This is a genomic window from Comamonas sp. CAH-2 (genome assembly GCF_009668305.1).
GTDB lineage: Bacteria > Pseudomonadota > Gammaproteobacteria > Burkholderiales > Burkholderiaceae_C > Comamonas > Comamonas aquatica.
In genome coordinates, this window is the sequence record NZ_VSWF01000009.1 from 26,907 (window position 1) to 44,609 (window position 17,703).

Below are 17,703 nucleotides of genomic sequence, written 5' to 3' on the forward strand. Positions count from 1 at the left end.
CGTTATTGCTGTTTGGCGCCTTCAAGCGCGCTCTCCAGCTTTTTGATGCGCTCTCTCAGCACATGCAGTTGCTTTAAAGACGCAGCGTTCTTTTCCCACTGCTCGTTTGTCTGCAATGGAAAGATTCCAGTGTACAAGCCTGGTTGGCGAATGGAGCGGGTCACCATGGACGTGGGCGAAATACTGGTTCCGTCCGCAATCGTCAAATGCCCCAAGATGTTGGCCGCGCCACCGATCGAACATCCCTGCCCGATGCGTGCACTTCCAGCCACTCCGGCATTGCCGGCGATCACCGAGTGCGCACCCACGTGCACGTTGTGGGCGATCTGGACCAGATTATCGAGCTTGACGCCATCTTCGATGACCGTATCGTCCAAAGCGCCCCGATCAATACAGGTATTGGCGCCGATTTCAACATCGTTACCGATGCGCACCTTGCCCAGTTGCTCGATCTTGATCCACTGCCCGGCCTCATTGGCAAAACCGAAACCATCGGCACCGATGACCACACCGGGGTGCAACAAGCAACGTTCACCAATCTCACAGCCATCACTCACGGTGATGCGCGAACGCAGCACCGTCGCGGCACCGATACGCACACCTGCCCCGACCACACACAGCGCCCCGATATAGGCATCTGGGGCGATTTCTGCGGTCGGATCAACCACCGCCGAAGGATGCACACCCACCGGCCGCACGCCCTGCTGCTGCATCTTCCAGAACTGGGTCAGCTTGGCAAAGTACACATACGGATTGGCCGCCACGATACACGCACCACGCTTTGCTGCAAGCTCACGCATGGCAGGCGCCACAACGACACAGGCCGCCCTGGAGGCGGCCATTTGCGTTGCATACCGAGGATTGCTGAGGAAGCTGATGGAATCTGCTTGCGCTGTTTCCAGGGGTGAAATCCGGGAAATCACGATGTCCCGACCTCCTCCCACCAACTCCCCCCCCAAGGCATCAACGATCTGTCCCAGCTGAACCATCACCTTGATGTCCAAGAAGATTACTTGCCGGAATTGTTCAAGGCCTTGATCACCTTGTCTGTGATGTCGTGCTTAGGGTTCACGTACACGGCTTCTTGCAGGATCACATCGTACTTTTCAGCCTCAGCAACCTGCTGCACCACGCGATTGGCCTGCTCCAGCACGCGCGCCAACTCTTCGTTCTTGCGGGCGTTCAGATCTTCTTGAAACTCGCGGTTCTTGCGCTGGAAGTCACGATCGCGTTCCACCAGCTCACGCTGCTTGGAAACACGCTGGCTTTCCGACAACGTGGGAGCATCGCGCTCAAACGCTTCCGATGCTGTCTTCAAGGCCTTGCCAGTGGCAACGAGTTCACGCTCCCGTTTGGAGAATTCCTGCTCCAGCTTGCCCTGCGCAGCCTTGGCAGAATTGGCCTCGCGGAAGATGCGATCCGTATTCACAAAACCTGCCTTGAAGTCTTGTGCGTAAGCAGTCAGTGCCAGGCTACCCAGCAAGGCAGAAACTGCCAGTGTGCGATACATGTTTTTCATCAGAAAGACGTTCCAATTTGAAATTGAAGCTTTTGCAACTCATCACCCGGTTGCTTGCGGATAGGGTTGGCCCACGCCAGTCGCAATGGACCCAATGGTGAAATCCAGCTCAAACCGATACCCACAGAAGCGCGCATGTCGCTGAATCGAATGGGGTCATTTTCACCGTAAACATTACCCACATCAACAAAGGTGAACCAACGCAGGGTCTTGTCATTGCCCGCGCCTGGGAATGGTGCGATCAACTCGAAGTTCATCACAGCTTTTTTGGCCCCGCCCAGGTAAGAGTAGTTACCAGACGCATAGGCGGTAGGGGTGCCATCAGGCCCCACAAAGGTGCTTGAACGGGGACCGAGGCTGCCCTGCTCAAAGCCACGCACAGAGCCCAAGCCGCCTGCGTAGAAGTTCTTGAAGATGGGGAAATCTTTGCCGCCCAGCCCCTTACCCCAGCCCAACTCAGCATTCGCTGCGAAAGTGATAGCCTTGGTCACCGGGATGTATTGCTGGAACTGGTAATTGGCCTTGACGTAATTCAGATCACCAGCCGCCGACCACTCGGCGTTGAAGCGCTGATAGCGACCGGAATTCGGTGCCAAAGCGCTGTCACGCGAGTCACGCCCCCAACCCAAAGTCAGCGGAATGGCCGTATTGCTCTTGCCCGTATAGGGCTCGTACTGCGATGGCATGTAAACACCACGCTTGATCGAGGTCTGCTCGAAGCCAAGACCAAAGTAGACCGTATCCTGCTCGCTGAAAGGCACGCCAAAACGCACAGACGCGCCCTTGGACACGATCTTGTACATATCGTCGGTATTCACCTCGCGCCCATCGTAAACATACGAATAGGGACGGGAAGTACGGTAGTAGGCATCAACGGTGCGCGAAATACCGTCCTGAGTGAAATATGGATCGGTCGTGCTCACCACCAGCGTACGGTTGTACTTGCTGGTATTCACATCCAAGCCCAGATAGTTGCCCGAGCCAAACGCATTTTCTTGCTTGATACCGAAGGTCAGAGAGACTTTTTCCGCGCTCGAGAAACCCGCACCCAGCGTGACCGCCCCGGTCGGCTTCTCTTTCACGCTGACGACCAGATCCACCTGGTCAGGGGCTCCTGGCACTTCCTGGGTATCCACCCCGACTTCCGTGAAAAAGCCCAAACGGTCTACGCGATCACGCGAAAGCTTGATCTTGTCGCCGTCGTACCACGAGGACTCAAACTGGCGGAATTCGCGGCGAATCACTTCGTCGCGGGTGCGATCGTTGCCAGACACCTGAATGCGTCGCACATACGCACGGCGCGACGGTTCTGCACGCAGCACAAAAGCGACACGATTGTGTTCACGATCGATTTCAGGCACTGCTTCGACACGCGCAAACGCGAAGCCAAACTTGCTGAAGTGGTCCGAGAAAGCCTTGGTGGTTTCTGTTACCAAATCGGCATTGTAAGGCTGACCCGGGCGAATTTTCACCAAGGCCTTGAACTCGTCCTCGCGCTCAAGGTAGTTGCCTTCCAGTTGCACGCCAGAGACCACGAATTTTTCACCTTCGTGGATGTTGACCACCAAGGAGATTTTTTGCTTGTCGGGCGAAATCGCCACCTGCGTAGACTCAATCCGGAAATCGAGGTAACCGCGCTGCAGGTAATAGGAACGCAAGGTTTCCAGGTCCGCATTTAGCTTGCTGCGCGCATAGCGGTCAGACTTGGTATACCAGCTCAGCCAGCCGCCCGTGTCCTGGTCGAACTGCTTCTTGAGGGTGGATTCGCTGAACGCTTGGTTGCCGACGATGCGAATGTCGTTGATCTTCGCGGCCTCGCCTTCGGTCACCGAGAACGTCAGGTTGACCCGGTTGCGCTCAATCGGTGTGACGGTGGTCACGACCTCCGCACCATACAGGCTGCGGTTGATGTACTGGCGCTTGAGCTCCTGCTCGGCGCGATCGGCCAGGGCCTTATCGAAAGGACGACCTTCTGCCAGGCCCACATCCCGCATCGCCTTCTGCAACGCTTCCTTGTCGAACTCTTTGGTACCGACAAAGTCCACGCCGGCAATCGTGGGGCGCTCTTCCACCACCACCACCAAGACGTTGCCATTGGCTTCCAAGCGGACGTCTTTAAAAAGCCCCAAGGCAAACAGCGAGCGAATCGCAGCGGCCCCCTTGTCGTCGTTGTATTCATCGCCAACACGCAAAGGCATGGAGGCGAACACGGTACCTGCTTCGACACGCTGCAGGCCTTCGACGCGGATGTCCTGGACCTTGAACGGCTCGAGAGCCCAAGCCCCTTGGGCCAAACAGAGCAGCGCAGCAACCGCCGTGGCAGTGCGCGCGCCAAATCGATTAAACGGGAGTTTCATGTGAGAAGCAGGCGCCAGCATTGAAAAGGAGCGGTGATTTAGCCCCAAATGCGGCTGATATCGTTAAATAAAGCAATGGACATCATCACAAGCAACAGGCTAATGCCCACCCGCTGAAGACGCTCCATCCATACATCGTTGACGGGATGCCCTGTGACACCTTCCCAAAGATAATACATCAGGTGCCCGCCATCCAGAACAGGAAGCGGCAACAGATTCAGCACACCCAGGCTCACGCTGATGAGCGCAAGGAACAAGACATACTGAATCCAGCCCAGGCTGGCCGATTTGCCGGCGTAATCGGCAATGGTCAGAGGCCCGCTGAGATTTTTCAACGATGCCTCGCCCACCAGCATCTTGCCCATCATTTGCAAGCTGAGGACCGAGACATCCCAAGTCCTTACCACGCCAGCAACCACACCATCTAAGGCGCCTTTGCGCACCGTCACCATTGCGGGCATGCCACCGATATAGGCACCAATGCGACCAATCTGACCTTGCTCGGTCGTTGCCAGCTCGGGCACGACCTCCAGCGTCTGTAAACGGGACTGACGCTCCACCACCCAGGCCTGCGCCACAGGCGGGTTCTGCGCGGCGTTGCGAATCAGGCTGCGCAACTGTGCCCCATCCACCACAGGCTGGCCATTGACCGTCTGCACCACGTCGCCCGCCTGCAGACCCGCCCGGGCGGCCGGCATATTGGCCATGACCGCCCCGACCACCGGCGGCGTCCAGGGCGCAGTAATCCCGATCGCTGTCAGCATGCTTTGATCCAGCGCTGCACTGCCCAGATCGGCCAGCTTGAGTACACCCTCACCCTGCCGGCCGCTGCGCGTATCGCGCCAGAAAAGCCGAATGTCCTGGGCATTCAAGGCCGCCTGTGTCAATTGCCAGCGCAAATCCTCGAACGATTCCACCGCCTGTGCAGGAGCCTGACCCAGTTGCACCGACTGGATCCACTCCCCTCCCTGCAGACCCGCGGCACGCGCCAGTGACCCGGCCTCCGGCGCGGAGACGATCGCCTTGGGCTGCTCCACACCGACCCAGTTCACCACGCTGTAGAGCGCCACAGCCAACAACAGGTTGGCCAGCGGCCCTGCGGCCACAATCGCCGCCCTCTTGCGCAAAGGCTGGCGATTGAACGCCTGGTGCAACTGCTCAGCGGGGACCGCACCCTCACGCTCGTCCAACATGCGCACATAACCGCCCAGCGGCAGGACGGCGATCACAAACTCGGTGTCCGAGCCAGGGCGCTTCCACCGCAGGAGCGGTTTGCCCATGCCGATGGAAAAGCGCAGCACCTTGACGCCACAGGCCACGGCCACACGGTAGTGGCCGTACTCATGGATGGCGATCAGCAGCCCCAGAGCAACGATGAAGGCAACCAAGGTCAGCATGCAGTCTTTATCCTCCGTAGCAGTCGCACACGATCACGCCGCAAAACGCTCCAGCACGCCTGCAGCCACGCTGCGCGCCTCATCATTCAATGCCAGCAGATCCCCCACGTTTCGGGGCTGCGAGGGCGTCAAAGTTCCCAAGGTTTCCAGGTTCACGGCATGAATACGATCAAAACGCAGCTGCCCGGCCAGGAAAGCCGCCACGGCCACCTCGTTGGCTGCATTGAGCACGGCCGTGGTGCCCTCCGGCGCGTTGAGCGCCTGCCACGACAAATGCAGGCCGGGAAAACGGTGCGCATCCGCCTCCTCAAAGGTCAAGCCTGCCAATGCCGTGAAGTCCAGGGGCGCCACGCCACTTTCGATGCGCTCCGGCCAGGCCAGACCACAGGCAATCGGCACCCGCATGTCCGGCGTGCCCAGTTGCGCCAGGATAGATGCATCCTTGAACTGCACCATGGAGTGGATGATCTGCTGCGGGTGAATGACCACCTTGATCTTTTCGGGGACCACATCAAACAGCCAGCGGGCTTCAATCACCTCCAGGGCCTTATTCATCATGGTGGCCGAGTCCACCGAGATCTTGCGCCCCATGGAGAAATTGGGATGGTTGCAAGCCTGTGCTGGCGTGATCTCGGCCAGTGTGGCGGGATCGCGCTGGCGGAAGGGCCCACCGGATGCGGTGAGCAACAGGCTGTCAATGCGTGTGGACCAGGTGCTGCGATCTTCGGGCAGGCACTGGAAGATCGCCGAGTGCTCACTGTCGATCGGCAGCAGCGTGCATGCGTTCTGCTGCACGGTGTCCATGAACAGGGCGCCCCCGACCACCAGCGCTTCCTTGTTCGCCAGCAGCAGGCGCTTGCCCGATTGAGCGGCCGCCAGGCAGGGCGACAGACCCGCAGCCCCCACGATCGCCCCCATGACCACATCGACTTCGGGGTGAGATGCTATCTGTTCCAGAGCATCCTGCTCTTGCAGCACCTGCGTTGAAAGGCCATTGGACTTCAAATCCTGCGCCAGCTGCCCCGCATGCGGGGCACTGGCCATCACGGCATAGCGCGGCCGGAATTCGGCGCACTGGGCCAGCATCAGCTCCACCTGCGTCGAGGCACTGAGCGCAAACACTTCGTACTGCTGCGGGTGGCGGCGCACCACATCCAGCGTATTCGTACCAATCGAGCCCGTGGAGCCCAGCACCGTCAAACGTTGTTTCATCACTGCACCAAAGAAGTCAGCATCATGGCCAGAGGCAGGGTCGGCAGCAGCGCATCAATGCGGTCCAGCACCCCACCATGCCCTGGCAGCAGTTGGCTGCTATCTTTGACCCCAGCGCTGCGCTTGATCAAAGACTCCACCAGATCCCCCACCACACTCATGGCCGCCATGAACAGGGCCGCTAGCAACAGCAGCCACCAGCCGCGGTCAAACACGCGGCTGTAAAAACTCAGCGCCTGCACCTGGTTGGCACGGTCCAGCACCACCCAGACAAAGGCCAGCGCCACCACGCCCAGAGCACCGCCCCAGGCGCCCTCCCAGCTCTTGCCGGGACTGATGGCAGGCGCCAGCTTCACCTTCGTGAAGCGCAGCCCCAGCGCCCGGCCGGCAAAATAGGCAAACACATCCGCCACCCAGACCAGCACCAGGATGGAAAGCAGAAAATTCACACCCATCTGGCGCGCCTGCACCATGGCCAGTCCCGCCACCCACAGGGCCAGAACGCCGGCACACCAGCGCACGATCAAAGGAATCTTCGCCCAGCCCGGCACGCCAGCCTTCACCAGGCAGGCGCTGCCCAGCACCCAGGCCGTGCCGGCCAGCAGCCACAGCACAGGGTGCGGCTGCGCCAACCACCCCATCTGCCAGGTCGCCACGCACAGCAACGCCGCCACCACGGCCGTCGCCACCGCCCCCAGCGGCTGCAAGCCATTCAGGCGCCCCCACTCCCAGCCCCCAGTCGTTACGAGCACCAGCACCAGCAGGTTGAACGGCCACACATTCGGGTGAAACAGGGCCGGCAACAAAATGGCCAGCAAGAGGATGGCAGTGATGACTCGCTGCTTGAGCATGGGACGGTCTCCCTTCAGACAGTCAATCGCTGCTCGGATGACTGATTTATTTGTTCAGAAGTTTGGCCGAAGCGACGCTCCCGGCGTGCATATTCGGCGATCGCGGCATCCAGTTCCGCCGCGTCAAAATCGGGCCACAGGGCAGGGCTGAAATACAGCTCCGAGTATGCGGCCTGCCACAGCAGGAAATTGCTGATGCGGTATTCGCCCCCGGTGCGGATCAGCAAGTCCGGGTCTGGCATATGGGCCATGGCCAGGGCAGCACCCAGACTGCTTTCGGTGATGGCGATGCCTTGCGCAGCCAAGCCGGCGGCGGCCTGGGCGATGTCCCAGCGCCCGCCATAGTTGAAGCAGACATTCAGCACCAGACGGTCATTGCTGGCCGTCAAGGCTTCTGCCTGCAGGAAGCCCGCCACCACCTTGTCCGACAAGCTGCTGCGCTCGCCGACAAAATGCAGCTGCACCCCTTCCTGGTGCAGGCTGGGCACCTCGCGCGCCAGGGCCCCGGCCAGGAGGTTCATCAGGCCCGAAACCTCCTCCGCAGGACGGTTCCAGTTCTCGGAAGAAAAGGCAAACACCGTCAGCACCCGCACGCCACGCTCAATGCAGTGGCGCACGCAGCGGCGCAGCGACTCCAGCCCCTGCTTGTGCCCGGCCAGACGCGGCAAAAACCGTTTCTTGGCCCAACGGCCATTGCCGTCCATCACGACCGCCACATGGCGCGGCACTGCAGAAGAAAAGGTCATGGGCAGTCCTGGCTGTGTCCGGTTCTCACACCGCCAGGATGTCTTGTTCCTTGGCCGCGACCAGGGCATCGACCTCGGCAATGTGCTTGTCGGTCATCTTCTGGATGTCGGCTTCCGAGCGCTTCTGATCGTCTTCGGAAGCCTCCTTGTCCTTGACCAGACGCTTGACCGCTTCGTTCGCATCGCGACGCAGGTTGCGCACCGCCACCTTCGAGGCTTCGCCTTCGTTGCGCGCCAGCTTGGTCATTTCCTTGCGGCGCTCTTCGCTCATCGGAGGCATGGGCACGCGGATCAGGTCGCCCATCGATGCGGGATTCAGGCCCAGGTCGCTTTCACGGATGGCCTTTTCCACCTTGGCCGCCATGTTCTTTTCCCAGGGCTGCACACTCAGGGTGCGCGCATCCAGCAGGGACACGTTGGCCACCTGCGACAGCGGCACCATGGAGCCGTAGTACTCCACCTGGATCACATCCAGCAGCTGCGGGCTGGGACGCCCGGTACGGATACGCCCCAAGTTGTTCTTCAAAGCCTCGAGGGACTGGCCCATCTTGGTTTCGGCGTTCTTCTTGATTTCAGCAATCGTCATATTCATCACCTCTGAAAGCAAATGGCCTTCCATTGTTTACACAAGGAAGGCCTCTACTCGCTGTTAATGGATCAAGCGTGTACCAATGTGCCCTCATCCTCGCCCATGACCACGCGCAGCAAGGCGCCCGGCTTGACGATGGAGAATACGCGGATGGGCAGCTTCTGGTCACGACACAGCGCAAAAGCCGTGGCATCCATGATGCCAAGGTTACGGCCAATCGCCTCGTCGAATGCCAGCTTGGTGTAGCGGGTGGCCGTGGGATCCTTCATCGGATCTGCGGTGTAGACACCATCCACCTTGGTGGCCTTGAGCACCACTTCCGCACCGATTTCCGCGCCACGCAGGGCGGCAGCCGTATCGGTCGTGAAGAAAGGATTGCCCGTCCCTGCGGCAAACACCACCACCTTGCCTTCTTCCAGGTACTGCAGCGCCTTGGGGCGCACATAAGGCTCCACCACCTGCTCGATGCCGATGGCCGACATCACGCGCGCGGTCAAGCCCTGCTTGTCCATGGCATCGGCCAGCGCCAGTGCATTCATCACTGTGGCCAGCATGCCCATGTAATCCGCCGTGGCGCGGTCCATACCCACTGACCCGCCCGCCACGCCGCGGAAAATATTGCCCCCGCCGATCACCACCGCCACCTGCACACCCACCTTGGTCACTTCGACAATCTCGGCCACCATGCGTTCGATGGTGGCGCGGTTGATGCCGAACTGGTCGTCCCCCATGAGTGCTTCGCCAGACAACTTCAGCAGGATGCGTTTGTGGGCTGGTTGGACTTGTGTCATGGGTAACTCCGGTGTTGTAAATGGTTATGGGTTGGAAATCGGTCGAGAGCAGTCAGCGCCAGAGGGGGATCAGGCGCCCTTGGCAGCAGCCATCTGGGCAGCCACTTCAGCAGCGAAGTCGTCAGCCTTCTTCTCGATGCCTTCGCCCACCACGTACAGGGTGAAGCCCTTCACAGTAGTGTTCGCAGCCTTCAGCATCTGTGCCACGGTCTGCTTGCCGTCGGCAGCCTTCACGAACACCTGGTCGGCCAGCGACACTTCCTTCAGGTACTTCTGCACCGAGCCTTCGACCATCTTGGCGACGATCTCGGCAGGCTTGCCAGATTCGGCAGCCTTGCCTTCGGCCACAGCGCGTTCCTTCTCGATCAGCTCGGCAGGCACGTCGGCGGAGGTCAGTGCCACAGGCTTCATGGCGGCCACATGCATCGCCACATCCTTGGCAGCAGCAGCATCGCCTTCGAATTCCACGATCACGCCGATGCGCGAGCCGTGCACGTACGAAGCCAGGTTGCCTTCGAAACGCTTGAAGCGGCGGAAGGACATGTTTTCACCGATCTTGCCGATCAGGCCCTTGCGCACGTCTTCCAGAGTGGGGCCGAAGCCGTCTTGCTCATAAGCCACGGCGCCCAGGGCTTCCACGTTGGCGGGATTGTGCTTGGCCACCAGTTGGGCCGCCGCCGCAGCCATCGCCAGGAAGCTGTCGTTCTTGGACACGAAGTCGGTTTCGCTGTTCACTTCGATCAGGGCACCCACGTTGCCGTCGATGAAGGAGGTCACCACGCCTTCAGCCGTCACGCGCGAAGCGGCCTTGCCAGCCTTGGTGCCCAGCTTCACGCGCAGCAACTCTTCGGCCTTGGCCATGTCGCCATCGGCTTCGGTCAGGGCCTTCTTGCATTCCATCATGGGCGCGTCGGTCTTCGCGCGCAGTTCAGCCACCATGCTTGCGGTAATTGCAGCCATCTTGTTTCTCCGTATTCAGTTCAAATCGTTACAGGATTTCAGCTTAAAAAAAGGGGGCTACCGTGAGCCCCGCTTTCTTATCGCGACGAGTCGCGCAGCCAGCTCTTAGGCAGCGGATTCGTCCACTTCCACGAACTCGTCAGAGCCTTCGCCGGCAGCAACCTTGGCCACGTCGTTCAGACGGGCTTCGCGGCCTTCCAGGATGGCGTCAGCGATAGCGCGGGCGTACAGAGCCACAGCCTTGGCCGAGTCATCGTTACCGGGGATCACGTAGTCCACGCCTTCGGGATTGTGGTTGGAGTCCACCACACCGATCAATGGAATACCCAGCTTCTTGGCTTCGGAAATAGCGATCTTGTGGAAGCCCACGTCGATCACGAAGATGGCGTCAGGCAGGGTGTTCATGTCTTGAATACCGCCGATGTCCTTCTCCAGCTTTTCCAGTTCGCGAGCGAACATCAGCTGCTCTTTCTTGGACAGGGACTCCAGACCCGCTTCTTGCTGAGCCTTCATGTCCTTCAGACGCTTGATCGACGTCTTCACGGTCTTGAAGTTGGTCAGCATACCGCCCAACCAACGCTGATCCACGTAAGGCACGCCTGCGCGCTGGGCTTGCTCAGCCACCAGCTCACGGGCTTGGCGCTTGGTACCGACCATCAGGATGGTGCCGCCATTGGATGCCAGTTGCTTGGCAAACTTCTGGGCGTCCTGCAGCATGGGCAGGGACTTTTCCAGGTTGATGATGTGGATCTTGTTGCGGTGACCGAAGATGAACGGAGCCATCTTAGGGTTCCAGAAACGAGTCTGGTGACCGAAGTGGACACCAGCTTCCAGCATTTCGCGCATGGTAACGGACATGTTTTTTCTCCAAAAGGTTGGGTCTTAAATGCAGCTCGATTTTGCAAACCTCCAGGTTTGGCAACACCTTAAGAGAGCTGATTTGCGATTCACTTTGACAGCCCCGCCCAGCGTTTTACCGGACAGTCAACTGCAAAGCCGAAAAATTTTAGCACAAGCCAGACCGCCCTCCAGCGCTGCGCTGTGGATTCACCCTTTTGCACCCCATCCGCCACCCACATATTTCACCCAACCACCCCGCCCGCAGCCCCACTGACCCACACTTGATATTTCTTTGCGAAGTGGGTGCTTGACGACTGCAATTGCGCGTCAAAATCGCGGGTTCACGAATTGCGCCCGACACGCCATGAATATCGCCATCGTGGGAGCCGGTATCACCGGCATCTCCACGGCCTTGGAACTCGCCCGCGACGGGCACCAAGTCACCGTCTATGAACAAATGAACGCCACCGCCGAGGAGGCCAGTTTTGCCCCGGGCGGCTGGCTGTCACCGTGCGTGGCGCCCAGCCTGTCGGCACCCGGCGTGGGCATGCCGCTGAAACAGCTGCAAAAGGGCAGCGGTCTGCTGCAGGCCTCGACCTTTCTGGGCAGCAACACCTGGCGCTGGATGCGCCAGTGGAAAAAGCACGAAAAACAAGCCCTCAAACAGGGCACCCATCCCCTGTTCTCCGCCTTGCAGGCCCTGTCCAGCTACAGCCAAGACCTGCGCTGGCAAGACTGCGAGGATCCGGAATCGATTGCCGAGCAACGCCCCGGGGCACTGATCCTGCTGCGCAACCCGCAGGAACTGGAGTTCTGGCAGCAGCGCCTGCCACTGTTGCAGGAACAGGGGATTGCCTGCCAACTGCTGAGCCCGCAGCAGGCCCTGGGCATCGAACCCAGCCTGGGTCAGGACATCGCCTGGCTGAGCGCACTGCACTTCCCCCAAGGCGAGTCCATCAACCCCCGGCTGTGGACCCACCTGCTGCGCATGCAGGCCCAACACCTGGGCACGCACATCCACACCGGCGTGCCCATCCAGCGCATCAGCACCCAGCCACTGGGGGTGCAAACCGCCCAGCAGTTGCACCTGCACGATGCCATCGTGCTGTGCACCGGCGCGCACCAGCAACTCAGCAGCCAGGCCCTGGGCCTGCAACTACCCCTGATGACCAACTGGGGCTACAGCGTGACCGCCCCCGTGCGCGACGCCCTGCAGGCCCCGCGCGGCAGCGTCATGGACTGGGCGCAGCAGGCCACCATCACCCGGATGGGGCAACGCGTGCGCATCACCGCCGGACTGGAACTGAACAGCACCGCCAGCACCCCGCACCACACCGCTACACTGCAACGCATGTACCGTCTGCTCAACGACTGGTTCCCCGGTGGCGCACACCTCTCCTCCCCGCAGGTACAGGTGTGGCGGGGCGTGCGCGGTCACCTGCCCGACGGGCTGCCCGCCGTGGGTGCCAGTGGGCATCCCGGGGTGTGGCTCAACCTGGCGCACGGCAGCCACGGCGCCAGCCTGGCGGCAGGCTGCGCCCGAGCCCTGGCCGACATGCTGGCCGGCCGCCCCACCGCCATCGACATGCAGGCCTTCAGCCCCCTGCGGTTTTAGGAGACACCATGCTGCAGCGCATTCACTGGCACGCCACCACATCACGGCCCCTCTGGAATGCGCAAGCCAGCCGCAGCATCGAGCAGGCCGCGCTGACCCAACCCCAACACCCCAGCCTGATGCAGCGCGCCGGCCAGGCCATCGCCGACCTGACCCGCACCGTGGCGCCGCAGGCGCGCCAGGCCTGGGTGCTGTGCGGGCCGGGCAACAACGGTGGCGACGGACTGGTGGCAGCCAGCCATCTGGCGCGGCGCGGCTTGAAAGTCGGCGTGCACTGGCTGGGCAACCCAGACGCGTGCAGCGACGACACCCATGCCGCCTGGCAGCAGGCCCGACAAACGCCGGTGGAGTGGCTGTCGCCCCACGCCACTCCGTCGCTGACCACCGAAGATGTGGTCATCGACGCGCTACTGGGACTGGGCCAGCGCGCCCGCAGTGATGCCGATGCCACGCCGCTGCAGCAGTTGCTGCAGCGCAGTTACACCAGCGCCGGGCATTCGATCGCCGTCGATCTGCCCACGGGCCTGGACACCGACCACGGCACCTGGCTCCCCGGCTACACGCCCCCCGAGACCTGGCAGCCCAGCAGCCGCCACACCCTGAGCCTGCTGACCCTGAAACCCGGGCTGTTCACCGCCCACGGGCGCGACGCCTGCGGCGACATCTGGTGGGACGACCTGGAGTGCACCGACTGGTTGCAGCAACAGCCCCCCAGCGCCTGGCTCAGCGGCCCGGCATCCCAACCCAGGCGCCGGCACGACAGCCACAAAGGCAGCTTTGGCGATGTGCTGGTGATCGGCGGCGCCCCGGGCATGGTTGGCGCCGCCATCCTGGCCGCCAGCGCCGCCCTGCACCACGGCGCAGGCCGCACCCTGCTGCACCTGTTGAACACCCCGGAATTCAGCGTCTACCCGCCACTGCCCGACCTGATGCTGCCGGATGCGGACAGCGCCCGCGGCCACCTGGCCCACGCCACCGTGGTGTGCGGCTGCGGCGGTGGGCAGGCCGTGCACGCGTGGCTGCCCGCCGTGCTGGAACAGGCGCCGCGCCTGGTGCTGGATGCCGATGCGCTGAATGCCCTGGCCCGTGACGAGCCCCTGCTCCACGCTGTGCAGGCCCGCCGTGCACGCGGCCACGCCACCATCCTGACCCCCCACCCGCTGGAGGCCGCACGCCTGCTGCGCCAGAGCACCGCCGAGGTGCAAGCCCAACGCCTGACCGCGGCACAGACGCTGGCCGACAACCTGCAGTGCACGGTGCTGCTCAAAGGCTCGGGCAGCATCATCGCCAGCCCAGACGAGACCCCGCACATCAACCCCACGGGCAATCCGCGCCTGGCCATCGGCGGCACCGGCGATGTGCTGGCCGGCATCCTGGCCGCGCGCTGGCAGGCCGACCTGCCCGCCCACGCCGTCGCCAGCCAGGCCGCGTGGGAGCATGGCGCCCTGGCCGACCAATGGCCGGCCCAGCGCGCCCTGATCGCTTCCGCGCTGGCCCAGGCGCAATTACAAAGTCTTTGAATAAAAAAAAAGAGCTGCTCGCGCTTACTAGACAAGCGTTTCAAATAGAAAACCATTCGAAACCCTTGCCAGATCTGCGCGAGCAGCTCCTGGATTCAAGGCAACCCAACTAATCATGCCAGGCGACAGCCGCGCAACCCACAGGGCCCCGCCCCGGGTTGCGGCAGCCTGCCTCAGCGGCGGCGCCGTCCGGACTTGCCCGCCGGCTTGTCCTCGGCGTGCGGCTTGCCGCGCACGGCACCAAAGCCAGCGGCCGCCGGATCCTGCCAGGACTTGCCGGACGCCGGCTTGGCCTTGACACCACCAGCACCGGCGCCACCATAGCCGCGCCCCTTGTCCTTGCGGGCACGGGGTGCCGGCTCTTCGTGCGTGCGATCACCCTCGCCCCGCGGAGCAAACGCCGCGCGCTTGCCGCCCCGGTTGCGCGTGTTCAGCGCCTCCTGCTCGTCCTGCACGATGCGGAAGTCGATCTTGCGGCCATCCAGGTCCACGCGGCTGACCTGCACCTGCAGGCGCGTGCCAATCGTGTAGCTCACCCCGGTGCGCTCGCCGCGCAACTCCTGGCGCTGCTCATCGAACTTGAAGTAGTCCCCCCCCAGCTCGGTGATGTGCACCAGGCCTTCGACATACATCGCATCCAGGGTCACGAAGATGCCAAACGAGGTCACCGCCGTCACCGCGCCCGCAAATTCCTCACCCAGGTAATCGCGCATGTACTTGCACTTCAGCCAGGCCTCCACGTCGCGGCTGGCTTCGTCGGCACGGCGTTCGTTGGCGCTGCAATGCAGGCCTGCGGCTTCCCAGGCCTGCAGCTCGGCCATCACGGCACGGCTGCGCGGCTGGATCTGCGGCTCCCCCACCCGGCTGGCCAGGCGCTTGGCCAGCTTGGCCTGGGCCTCGCCGGGCTCGGGCAACTTGGGCAGCTTGTACTTGGCGTCATTCAGGATGGACTTGATGACGCGGTGCACCAGCAGGTCCGGATAGCGGCGGATGGGGCTAGTGAAGTGGGTGTAGGCACTGAACGCCAGACCAAAGTGCCCGCCGTTGTCCGGCATGTACATGGCCTGCATCATGGTGCGCAGCAGCATGGTGTGGATCTGCTGGGCATCGGGCCGATCCTTGGTGGCATCGGCAATCGCCTGGAATTCCGCCGGGCTGGGCGTATCCGACACCGACAGGTTCACACCCACCGCCCTCAGGTAACCGCGCAGCAAATCAATTTTCTCGGCCGACGGCTTGTCGTGCACGCGGAACAAGGCCGTGCGCCCATTCTGTTCAATGAAGTCGGCCGCACAAACGTTGGCCGCCAGCATGCACTCTTCGATCAGACGGTGCGCATCGTTGCGCGTGCGGGGCACGATCTTCTCGATGCGACCGTTCTCATCGCACACGATTTGCGTCTCCACCGTGTCGAAGTCGACCGCGCCGCGCGTCTTGCGCGCCTCCAGCAAGGCGCGGAAGACGCCGTGCAGGTTCAACAGGTCCGGCACGCGCGCCTTACGCTGCGTCGCCTCGGGCCCACGGGTGTTCGACAGGATGGCCGCCACCTCGGTGTAGGTGAAGCGGGCATGGCTGTGCATGACCCCGGGGTAGAACTGGTAGGCATGCACCTCGCCCTTGGCCGTGACCAGCATGTCGCAGACCATGCACAGACGATCCACATCGGGGTTCAGCGAGCACAGGCCGTTGGACAGCTTCTCGGGCAGCATGGGAATCACGCGGCGCGGGAAATAGACACTGGTGGCGCGGTCGTAGGCATCGATGTCGATGGGATTGCCGTTTTGCACATAGTGGCTCACATCGGCAATCGCCACCAGCAGGCGCCACCCCTTGGCGCGCCCAACCTTGGCCGGCTCGCAATACACGGCATCGTCGAAGTCGCGGGCATCCTCGCCATCGATGGTGCACAGCGGCACATCGCGCAGGTCCACACGGCCCTTGCGGTCCTTGGCCATGACCTTTTCCGGCAGCGCCTTGGCGGCCGCCAGACAGGCCTCCGAAAACACATGCGGCACGCCATATTTGCGCACCGCGATCTCGATTTCCATGCCGGGGTCGTCGACCTCGCCCAGCACTTCCACGATGCGCCCCACGGGCTGGCCAAACAGCGCCGGCGCCTCGGTCAACTCCACCACCACCACCTGGCCCGTCTTGGCCTGGCTGGTGGCCCCCTGCGGCACCAGCACATCCTGGCCATAGCGCTTGTCTTCCGGGGCCACCAGCCACACGCCGCTTTCCTGCAACAGGCGACCGATCAAGGTCTTGGTGGGGCGGTCGATGATCTCAACGATATGCCCCTCGGGGCGGCCACGCCGATCCTGACGCACGATGGTCACACGCACATGGTCCTTGTGCAGCACCGCCCGCATCTCGTTGGCGGGGATGAAGATGTCCGCCTCACCGTCGTCACGGATGATGAAACCGTGCCCATCGCGATGCCCCTGCACCGTGCCTTCAATCTCTTTGAGCGAATTGCGTGAATTGGTGCGTTGGTCCATTTTTTTGCTATACAATCTAAATCTTTCCTGAAAGCCCAGGTGGCGGAATTGGTAGACGCACTAGTTTCAGGTACTAGCGGGTAACTCCGTGGAGGTTCGAGTCCTCTCCTGGGCACCAAGTTTAACGACAACTGCATGCAGCGTCGGAAAACAAAAAGTTCACAAACTACCAAGTGAGCGTTTTGTTTGGAAGTAGAATTTGAAATTCAGAAAAATTGAAATCTAGCGTTAACCCTTAAAAGTTGACGATGGAAATCAGCCCAGGTGGCGGAATTGGTAGACGCACTAGTTTCAGGTACTAGCGGGTAACTCCGTGGAGGTTCGAGTCCTCTCCTGGGCACCAAAATTTGCGATGCATGTCTGTTCGGCATGCGTCAACAAAAGCAGATTGTTGAGTGCTACCTCACTTCATTAAAAACAACTGTCTTTTGCCCAGGTGGCGGAATTGGTAGACGCACTAGTTTCAGGTACTAGCGGGTAACTCCGTGGAGGTTCGAGTCCTCTCCTGGGCACCAAAAATTTGCGGCATGTCGATGCCAACAAAATCACACTGTCGGGTGCTACCACACCTACAAACAAACAGTTGATTTTGCCCAGGTGGCGGAATTGGTAGACGCACTAGTTTCAGGTACTAGCGGGTAACTCCGTGGAGGTTCGAGTCCTCTCCTGGGCACCAGACACAACCAGCCATCGCTTTATCGCGATGGCTTTTTTGTTGGCTCCTACGACTCTTCGCCATAAAAAAAGCCGCTGAATCCAGCGGCTTTTTTGCATCGATTGGGGTGGCGCCTGCCCACCCCTTCACACC

General features: G+C 61.5%; 14 protein-coding genes and 4 tRNA genes. 6 read left to right on the plus strand and 12 right to left on the minus strand.

The window, feature by feature from the left end; translation table 11 throughout:
* Positions 1-2 precede the first annotated feature (2 nt).
* The 11 genes from lpxD to rpsB form a co-directional block, all read right to left on the minus strand.
* A complete protein-coding gene (gene lpxD, locus FYM52_RS07695) occupies positions 3-992 on the minus strand; it encodes a UDP-3-O-(3-hydroxymyristoyl)glucosamine N-acyltransferase (protein WP_162524678.1) in 990 nt (329 codons plus the stop codon).
* A gap of 17 nt (positions 993-1,009) precedes the next feature.
* Positions 1,010-1,519 (minus strand): OmpH family outer membrane protein, encoded by a 510-nt coding sequence (locus FYM52_RS07700; RefSeq protein ID WP_042412214.1) that lies wholly within the window; start codon positions 1,517-1,519, stop codon positions 1,010-1,012.
* Positions 1,519-3,876 carry an outer membrane protein assembly factor BamA gene (gene bamA, locus FYM52_RS07705; RefSeq protein WP_042412216.1) on the minus strand — a complete coding sequence of 786 codons (2,358 nt, stop codon included), beginning with the start codon at positions 3,874-3,876 and terminating at the stop codon, positions 1,519-1,521. The genes FYM52_RS07700 and bamA overlap by 1 nt, the downstream gene beginning before the upstream one ends.
* A 38-nt stretch (positions 3,877-3,914) precedes the next feature.
* Positions 3,915-5,273, minus strand: a complete 1,359-nt coding sequence (gene rseP, locus FYM52_RS07710) for an RIP metalloprotease RseP (protein ID WP_154163672.1) — start codon at positions 5,271-5,273, stop codon at positions 3,915-3,917.
* A gap of 33 nt (positions 5,274-5,306) precedes the next feature.
* Positions 5,307-6,485, minus strand: a complete 1,179-nt coding sequence (gene ispC, locus FYM52_RS07715; RefSeq protein ID WP_154163673.1) for a 1-deoxy-D-xylulose-5-phosphate reductoisomerase — start codon at positions 6,483-6,485, stop codon at positions 5,307-5,309.
* On the minus strand, positions 6,485-7,336 hold the full coding sequence (locus tag FYM52_RS07720) for a CDP-archaeol synthase (protein WP_154163674.1): 852 nt from the start codon (positions 7,334-7,336) through the stop codon (positions 6,485-6,487). The genes ispC and FYM52_RS07720 overlap by 1 nt, the downstream gene beginning before the upstream one ends.
* Before the next feature lie 14 nt (positions 7,337-7,350).
* Positions 7,351-8,082 carry a polyprenyl diphosphate synthase gene (uppS, locus tag FYM52_RS07725; protein WP_154163675.1) on the minus strand — a complete coding sequence of 244 codons (732 nt, stop codon included), beginning with the start codon at positions 8,080-8,082 and terminating at the stop codon, positions 7,351-7,353.
* Positions 8,083-8,107: 25 nt separating this feature from the next.
* Entirely contained in the window at positions 8,108-8,668 is a 561-nt protein-coding gene (gene frr, locus FYM52_RS07730) for a ribosome recycling factor (RefSeq protein ID WP_042412225.1), read from the minus strand.
* A gap of 71 nt (positions 8,669-8,739) precedes the next feature.
* Positions 8,740-9,462 carry a UMP kinase gene (gene pyrH / locus FYM52_RS07735; RefSeq protein WP_042412227.1) on the minus strand — a complete coding sequence of 241 codons (723 nt, stop codon included), beginning with the start codon at positions 9,460-9,462 and terminating at the stop codon, positions 8,740-8,742.
* 69 nt (positions 9,463-9,531) lie between these two features.
* Complete coding sequence (gene tsf, locus FYM52_RS07740) at positions 9,532-10,422, minus strand: translation elongation factor Ts (protein WP_042412229.1); 891 nt, start codon at positions 10,420-10,422, stop codon at positions 9,532-9,534.
* A gap of 105 nt (positions 10,423-10,527) precedes the next feature.
* On the minus strand, positions 10,528-11,280 hold the full coding sequence (rpsB, locus tag FYM52_RS07745; RefSeq protein WP_042412231.1) for a 30S ribosomal protein S2: 753 nt from the start codon (positions 11,278-11,280) through the stop codon (positions 10,528-10,530).
* A 346-nt stretch (positions 11,281-11,626) separates the two neighbouring features.
* On the opposite strand from rpsB, the gene FYM52_RS07750 reads away from it, so the two are divergent.
* Both FYM52_RS07750 and FYM52_RS07755 read left to right on the plus strand, forming a co-directional pair.
* The gene (locus tag FYM52_RS07750; protein WP_154163676.1) at positions 11,627-12,877 is read left to right on the plus strand and encodes an FAD-binding oxidoreductase; all 1,251 of its coding nucleotides are present in this window, start codon (positions 11,627-11,629) and stop codon (positions 12,875-12,877) included.
* Positions 12,878-12,885: 8 nt separating this feature from the next.
* The gene (locus tag FYM52_RS07755; RefSeq protein WP_154163677.1) at positions 12,886-14,397 is read left to right on the plus strand and encodes an NAD(P)H-hydrate dehydratase; all 1,512 of its coding nucleotides are present in this window, start codon (positions 12,886-12,888) and stop codon (positions 14,395-14,397) included.
* 173 nt (positions 14,398-14,570) lie between these two features.
* Here FYM52_RS07755 and rnr read toward each other — a convergent pair whose 3' ends face one another.
* A complete protein-coding gene (gene rnr / locus FYM52_RS07760) occupies positions 14,571-16,895 on the minus strand; it encodes a ribonuclease R (RefSeq protein WP_154163678.1) in 2,325 nt (774 codons plus the stop codon).
* A gap of 33 nt (positions 16,896-16,928) precedes the next feature.
* Between rnr and FYM52_RS07765 the strand changes: the two genes are divergently transcribed.
* The 4 genes from FYM52_RS07765 (at position 16,929) to FYM52_RS07780 (ending at position 17,571) form a co-directional block, all read left to right on the plus strand.
* Positions 16,929-17,013, plus strand: a tRNA-Leu gene (locus tag FYM52_RS07765).
* A gap of 140 nt (positions 17,014-17,153) precedes the next feature.
* Positions 17,154-17,238: transfer RNA gene (locus FYM52_RS07770), tRNA-Leu, on the plus strand.
* Between the two features lie 87 nt (positions 17,239-17,325).
* Positions 17,326-17,410, plus strand: a tRNA-Leu gene (locus FYM52_RS07775).
* Between the two features lie 76 nt (positions 17,411-17,486).
* Positions 17,487-17,571 (plus strand) — tRNA-Leu (locus FYM52_RS07780).
* Positions 17,572-17,703: the final 132 nt, after the last annotated feature.

Bases quoted from the DNA above. Each gene is read 5' to 3' on its own strand.
- FYM52_RS07750 (WP_154163676.1), top strand. From the start codon at position 11,627: ATGAATATCGCCATCGTGGGAGCCGGTATCACCGGCATCTCCACGGCC.
- FYM52_RS07720 (WP_154163674.1), bottom strand. From the start codon at position 7,336: ATGCTCAAGCAGCGAGTCATCACTGCCATCCTCTTGCTGGCCATTTTG.
- uppS (WP_154163675.1), bottom strand. From the start codon at position 8,082: ATGACCTTTTCTTCTGCAGTGCCGCGCCATGTGGCGGTCGTGATGGAC.
- frr (WP_042412225.1), bottom strand. From the start codon at position 8,668: ATGACGATTGCTGAAATCAAGAAGAACGCCGAAACCAAGATGGGCCAG.
- bamA (WP_042412216.1), bottom strand. From the start codon at position 3,876: ATGAAACTCCCGTTTAATCGATTTGGCGCGCGCACTGCCACGGCGGTT.
- rseP (WP_154163672.1), bottom strand. From the start codon at position 5,273: ATGCTGACCTTGGTTGCCTTCATCGTTGCTCTGGGGCTGCTGATCGCC.
- rpsB (WP_042412231.1), bottom strand. From the start codon at position 11,280: ATGTCCGTTACCATGCGCGAAATGCTGGAAGCTGGTGTCCACTTCGGT.
- ispC (WP_154163673.1), bottom strand. From the start codon at position 6,485: ATGAAACAACGTTTGACGGTGCTGGGCTCCACGGGCTCGATTGGTACG.
- rnr (WP_154163678.1), bottom strand. From the start codon at position 16,895: ATGGACCAACGCACCAATTCACGCAATTCGCTCAAAGAGATTGAAGGC.
- tsf (WP_042412229.1), bottom strand. From the start codon at position 10,422: ATGGCTGCAATTACCGCAAGCATGGTGGCTGAACTGCGCGCGAAGACC.
- pyrH (WP_042412227.1), bottom strand. From the start codon at position 9,462: ATGACACAAGTCCAACCAGCCCACAAACGCATCCTGCTGAAGTTGTCT.
- FYM52_RS07755 (WP_154163677.1), top strand. From the start codon at position 12,886: ATGCTGCAGCGCATTCACTGGCACGCCACCACATCACGGCCCCTCTGG.
- FYM52_RS07700 (WP_042412214.1), bottom strand. From the start codon at position 1,519: ATGAAAAACATGTATCGCACACTGGCAGTTTCTGCCTTGCTGGGTAGC.